Source organism: Neobacillus soli NBRC 102451, assembly GCF_001591665.1.
Classification (GTDB): domain Bacteria; phylum Bacillota; class Bacilli; order Bacillales; family Cytobacillaceae; genus Neobacillus; species Neobacillus soli.
This window is the reverse complement of sequence record NZ_BCVI01000066.1, coordinates 42,353-49,006: the sequence shown is the minus strand read 5'-3', so window position 1 is coordinate 49,006 and position 6,654 is coordinate 42,353. Positions and strand designations below refer to the sequence as shown.

Here is a 6,654-nt window from a genome sequence, read left to right as displayed (position 1 = left end):
CGTGTTTCCTTTATCTCAGTCAAAGCGCTCCAGTCCATACGCCGCGCAAAGGAAGCTTCCGCCTTTTTTTATTTTCCGGACTAATTAATTGTTTAAGGGCTGTAAACAAAATTATAATGGATATATTAGATTTGGCAGATATTCGAGGTGGGTACCGACATGAAGTTTTTATCAAAATACATAAAAAAATATTGGAAGTCTTTCAGCATTGCGGTTTTATTTCTCACCTTTGAAGCGATTAGTGATTTATTGCAGCCTACGATTATGGCAAAAATTATCGATGAAGGTGTGGCCAATAGGGATATCCACTATGTTTTAAAAATGGGCGGTCTGATGCTCCTGATTACGGCCTTTGGAGCAATATCCGCCTCGACTAGGAGCGTTGTCGCCAGCATCGTTTCGCAAAATTTCGGCACCGAGCTAAGGTCCGATTTATTTAAAAGGATCCAAACGCTTTCATTCAAAAATATCGATAAGTTTGACCGTGCGTCCTTAATCACGAGGCTGACCAATGATGTCACCCAGGTCCAGGTTTTTGTAAACGGATTGATGCGGATATTCGTCAAAGCCCCGCTGTTAGCGATTGGCGGTTTGATTATGGCCGCACGATTGAACCTGCATCTATCAGTAGTCCTCGCGGTTGTCGTCCCGGTTGTTGCCTTGTTAATCATCGTTAATATGAGATTAGGCTTTCCCCTCTTCTCCCGTGTCCAAAAGGCGTTGGACCGGGTCAACTCGGTGATGAGGGAATATTTATCCGGTGTACGTGTCGTCAAGGCCTTTAACCGTTTCGATGTTGAGATTGGGAAATTCACGAAAACGAATGATCACTTTAAGGACCAATCGATTCGCGCGGGCCGATTAATGGCGACCTTCAGCCCGGCGATTATGCTGACGGTGAACCTCGGCATCGTCGTTGTCCTCTGGATTGGCGGCCTTGGGGTGAATACAGGTGACATCCAGGTCGGCCATATTATTGCGTTTATCAACTATATGACCCAGATATTATTTTCATTGATGATGATTTCGATGGTGTTCAATATGTTTGTCCGGGCAAAGGCATCGGCAGGGAGAATTGACGAAGTATTTTTACAGGAAGATGCACTTACCTGGAAAAAGGAACGGACAGAAAATTCTGATGAAAAAGGCAGAATTGATTTCGAAAATGTTAGCTTTGCCTATGAAGGAACAAGCGGTGAACCTATTTTAAAAAATATCAACCTGACGATCCTGCCTGGGGAAACGGTCGGTATTATTGGCTCCACCGGTTCAGGGAAAAGCACGCTTGTCGGGCTGATTCCTCGCTTCTACGATGCAGTGGGCGGCACGATTAAAGTAAATGGTGAAGACACATTACTGGTGAGCCCGAAAAGCTTAAGAGAGAAAATTGCCATCGTACCGCAAAAGAATATCTTGTTTACGGGCAGTGTCGCCGAGAATATCCGCTGGGGTAAGGAGGATGCCGCAGATGAGGAAGTGATTGAAGCAGCAGTCATTGCCGGGGCCCATAATTTTATCGAAAGTTCCCCGGAAGGCTACCAAACAAGAATTGGCCAGGGCGGTGTTAATTTTTCCGGCGGACAAAAGCAGCGGATTTCAATTGCTAGGGCCTTGGTGAAGAGACCAGAGATTCTGATCCTGGATGATAGTACCAGCGCTGTCGACGTGGCGACTGAAGCCAAAATAAAGGCAGCCTTGAAGAAATATGCCAAAGGGCTGACCTGCCTGCTGATTGCCCAGCGGATTACCTCCATCATCGATGCCGATAAGATTGTCGTCCTTGACCAAGGGGAACTCGTTGGCGTGGGAACCCACAGCGAGTTAATCGAAGGGTGCAGGGTCTATCAAGAAATCTATCAATCACAGATGGGCAAGGAGGTCTTATAGATGGCAAAGGAAACAGCACAAGCCGGCAACAATCCCCCTGCACCGCCGCCGATGAGACCTGGCGGGTTTGGCGGTGCCCACCGCCGCGGGCCCGTTGTCAAACCAAAGAACTTTAAAGGGACTCTAAGAAGGCTGTGGCAATACTTTGGCAAAGAACGAAAAATGCTCTCATTCATTTTCTTTTTTATTTTGATAGACTCGGCGCTGATGCTCCTCGCCCCATTCTTAATTGGGAAAGCCGTCGATGCAATGAGCCTAAACGGCGGAAAAGTAGATTTTGGCCTGCTTGAGGTGATCATCATCATTCTCGTTGCCGCCTATATTGCCGATGCTGTACTGACATTTTTACAAGGATGGCTGATGGCGGGTGTTGCGCAGCGAATTGTCAAAAGCTTACGGGATACCCTTTTTAAAAAATTGCAGAAGCTCCCGGTTTCCTTCTTTGACGCACGTTCACACGGGGAACTAATGAGCAGACTTTCCAACGATATTGATAATGTCAGTAATACGATTTCCCAATCAACGACCCAATTAATGTCGGGGCTGGTTGTGATTACGGGCTCCCTATTGATGATGTTAATCTTAAGCCCGCTGTTAACACTCGCAAGCTTGATTACCGTACCGCTTGTCTTTTTCCTAACTAGGACGATTGCGAAACGAACAAGTGTCTTTTTTAAAGGGCAACAGGTGGAGCTTGGGAAATTAAATGGCCATATTGAGGAGACCATTTCTGGAATTGAGGTCGTTAAGGCCTTTAATCATGAGGAAAAGGTCATCGAAGAGTTTAACACGGTGAATGAACGTCTCCGTGCGGTCGGCCTTAAGGCGCAAATTTGGTCGGGGTTTCTGATGCCGATTATGAACGTCATTAATAATCTTGGCTTTGCGATTGTTGCCGTTGCCGGGGGCGTGATGGCAGTGAAAGGTTTAATCACAATCGGAGCGATTGCTAGCTTTATCACCTATTCACGGCAATTTGTCAGACCGCTGAATGATCTTGCCAATATTTTTAACGTTCTCCAATCGGGTGTCGCCGGGGCCGAGCGCGTTTTTGAAATCATCGATGAACAGGAGGAACCTGCCGATTCGCCAACAGCCATTGCCTTGGAAAATCCAAAGGGGCATGTTGTCTTTGAAAATGTCAGTTTCGGCTATCGGTCCGATGTGCCGATTTTAAGGAATGTCAGCTTTGAAGCACGCATTGGCAGCAGTACGGCCCTGGTCGGTCCGACAGGTGCTGGAAAAACAACGTTTGTAAACCTGCTGACGAGATTCTACGATGTGACAAGCGGCAGAATCCTGCTCGACGGCCGCGATATTCGTGATTACACAAGGGACAGCTTACGAAGCTGCTTCGGTTTTGTACTTCAGGATACGTATTTATTTTCTGGGACAATTAAGGAAAACATTAAGTATGGGAAACCGGCGGCAACGGACGAAGAGGTTGAGAAGGCAGCGAGAATGGCCAATGCCGCTCCATTTATCAGCCGGCTGCCAAACCAATATGAAACCGTCTTGACTGAAAACGGCGGAAATCTAAGCCAGGGACAGAAGCAGCTGCTGGCGATTGCAAGGGTTATCCTAGCGAAACCGTCGTTACTGATTTTAGACGAAGCGACAAGCAGCATTGACACGAGAACAGAGCTCCATATTCAAGAAGCCTTGCTGAAGTTAATGGAGGACCGGACCAGCTTTATCATTGCCCACCGTCTAAATACGATTCGCGATGCGGATAACATCATGGTCATTGACCACGGACAAATTGTTGAACAAGGAAACCATGATATGTTGATGGACCAGCAAGGAAGATACTACCAGATGTTTTTTAATCAATTTAAAAACGTCGAAGGTGCACTTGATTAACTCTCTCAATTTTTTATAGGGTGGTGACAAGTGTAAAGACAACTGATAAAATACTCTTTATGATTACTAGATTTACACTCCTTCTAAATTAACTGGATTTGGGGAATCATGTAAATATCTGTGACTACATAGGGGGATCGATATGAAAAAGAGAAAGGAAATATCGTTGCGGAAGTTACTTGGCATTGCCGGAATGGGCTGGATGTTTGATGCCATGGATGTGGGAATGCTCTCCTTCATCATTGCCGCCTTAAAGGTAGAATGGAATTTAACTCCGGAACAAATGGGCTGGATTGGGAGCATTAATTCCATCGGTATGGCCGCAGGTGCACTTATTTTTGGCTTTATGGCCGACAAGACCGGCCGGAAAAATGTGTTTATTATAACGCTAATATTATTCTCAGTTGGCAGCGGGGCGTCCGCATTTGCGTCGACCTTATCGGTATTTTTAGTATTAAGATTTTTTGTCGGGGCCGGATTGGGCGGCGAGCTGCCTGTTGCCTCAACGCTCGTCTCAGAAAGTGTCCCGGCTGAAAAACGAGGCAGGATTGTTGTCCTGCTGGAAAGCTTTTGGGCAGGCGGCTGGTTGATTGCGGCGCTTATCTCCTTTTTCGTGATTCCAAAGTTTGGCTGGCAGGTGGCGTTGCTGATAAGTGCTGCTCCAGCTCTCTATGCTTTATATTTACGAATCGGGCTGCCGGACTCCCCGCGGTTTACGGCTTTAAAGGAAAAAGAAAAGGTCTCTTCCTGGCAAAGTTTTATGAAATTATGGTCCAAAGAACATCGGCGCCAGACTGCCATGCTGTGGATTGTCTGGTTTTGCGTCGTCTTCTCTTATTATGGAATGTTCTTGTGGCTTCCAAGTGTCATGGTCATGAAAGGCTTTAGTATGATCAAAAGCTTTGAATATGTGCTAATCATGACACTGGCCCAATTGCCGGGCTATTTTACCGCTGCCTGGTGTATTGAGAGATTTGGGCGGAAATTCGTCTTAGTAGTTTATTTAATTGGTACGGCAGTTAGCGCCTACTTCTTTGGTACGGCCGATACAACCGCCCTATTGATGGCAGCGGGAATACTCCTGTCATTCTTCAATCTTGGTGCCTGGGGCGGTCTTTACGCTTATACACCTGAGCAATATCCAACCGTTATCCGTGGTGCTGGGACTGGTATGGCAGCTTCATTTGGACGGATTGGCGGGGTCCTAGGTCCCCTATTGGTAGGATATCTTGTCACTCAAAAAGTATCCATTTCAACCATCTTTACTATTTTCTGTATTGCCGTCCTCATTGGCGCTGCGACCGTCCTCTTTTTAGGACAAGAAACGAAAAGAAAAGAATTAGTATAATAATTTTGAGGGTTGAGATTCCTGATTTGGGGGTCTCTTTTTTATTTTTGCGGCTGAAAGAAACATATTTAGACAAAATATTTCAAAAGTAAATTTCCCATTTTTTAAAAAGTAAATTTGTAACCACTTTAACAGAGTAAAGCTATTTATGTGGAAGTATGTACAATTTTCACTATTTTCAAAATTATTTTAAAATAACTTGTAATAATACTAGACGAACTCGGAAATATTAGATACAATGTTTTCAGAATATTATCTTTTTTTAAAAGAGTAGAACAACGGATTTTATCAAAACTAGGGGGTAAAGTATGAGAAAGAAAAAACTGGCAGGTCTCTTTATGTCGCTTATGGTCGCTGCAGGTGTGTTGGCAGGTTGTAATTCAAGTACAAGCGGTGATGAGAAAAAGGATGAAGTCATTAAGATTGGGGCGAACCTAGAATTATCCGGCGGAGTTGCTTCCTACGGTCAATCGATTAAAGAAGGTATTGATCTTGCATTGGAAGAAATCAACAAGGAAGGTATTAATGGCAAGAAAGTGCAGCTCGTTCAAGTGGATAATAAGTCAGAAGCTCCGGAAGCCATTAACGGTGCAACAAAGTTAATCAGTCAGGATAAGGTTGTTGCCATTATTGGTGCAGCCACAAGCGGAAATACAAAGGCACAGATTGAAATTGCTCAAAGTAACAATGTGCCATTATTAACGCCAACTGGAACGGCTGCTGATGTAACAGTTAAAGACGGAAAAGTATTAAATGATTTCGTCTTCCGCACTTGCTTTATTGACCCATTCCAAGGGACAGTAGCAGCGAACTTTGCGGCTAACGAATTAAAGGTAAAAACGGCTGCCATCTTCATTGACAGTGCAAGTGACTACTCGAAAGGTTTAGCTGCTTCTTTTAAAGAATTGTTTGAGAAAGAGGGAGGAAAAATTGTTAAGGAAGAGGCATATGTCGCAAAGGATACTGACTTCCATGCCCAATTAACCAATATTAAAGGCGAAAAGCCTGATTTCATCTTTGTTCCAGGCTACTATGAAGAAGTTGGTTTGATTGTGAAACAAGCTCGTGAATTAGGTATTGATGTCCCAATGATGGGTGCAGACGGCTGGGATTCTCCTAAACTAGTAGAACTTGCCGGCAAGGATGCTTTAAACAATACGTTTATTACGAACCACTATTCTTCTGGCGATTCTGATCCGAAGGTACAAGATTTCGTCAAAGCCTTCAAAGCAAAATACAAGGATAAATCTCCGGATGCCTTTAATGCTTTAGGTTATGATTCAGCTTACTTCCTTGCTGACGCCATCAAACGTGCCGGCAGCAGCGATTCAAAGAAAATTCAAAAAGCACTTGCTGAAACAGATGGTCTTGAGTTGGTAACTGGAAAAATGAAGCTTGATAAAGACCATAACCCAATCAAATCAGCTGTTATTCTAGAGTACAAAAACGGCGAACAAACATTTAAAACGAAAGTTAACCCAGAATAAAATACAAAGTGAATAGGGAGAGTTAGTCTCCCTATTCACTTTTAATGCGAAAGCTGCTTACTAGCGAAG

At 44.4% G+C, this 6,654-nt stretch carries 4 protein-coding genes; all 4 read left to right on the top strand.

Annotated features, from left to right (window positions below; translation table 11 throughout):
- Positions 1–159 precede the first annotated feature (159 nt).
- On the top strand, positions 160–1,887 hold the full coding sequence (locus BSO02S_RS22435; protein ID WP_066072936.1) for an ABC transporter ATP-binding protein: 1,728 nt from the start codon (positions 160–162) through the stop codon (positions 1,885–1,887).
- Positions 1,888–3,750: an ABC transporter ATP-binding protein gene (locus BSO02S_RS22430; protein ID WP_066072935.1), complete on the top strand. Its 1,863-nt coding sequence runs from the start codon at positions 1,888–1,890 to the stop codon at positions 3,748–3,750.
- 142 nt (positions 3,751–3,892) lie between these two features.
- Positions 3,893–5,098 carry an MFS transporter gene (locus BSO02S_RS22425; protein WP_066072933.1) on the top strand — a complete coding sequence of 402 codons (1,206 nt, stop codon included), beginning with the start codon at positions 3,893–3,895 and terminating at the stop codon, positions 5,096–5,098.
- Positions 5,099–5,406: 308 nt separating this feature from the next.
- Positions 5,407–6,585 (top strand): ABC transporter substrate-binding protein, encoded by a 1,179-nt coding sequence (locus BSO02S_RS22420; RefSeq protein WP_066072931.1) that lies wholly within the window; start codon positions 5,407–5,409, stop codon positions 6,583–6,585.
- Positions 6,586–6,654: the final 69 nt, after the last annotated feature.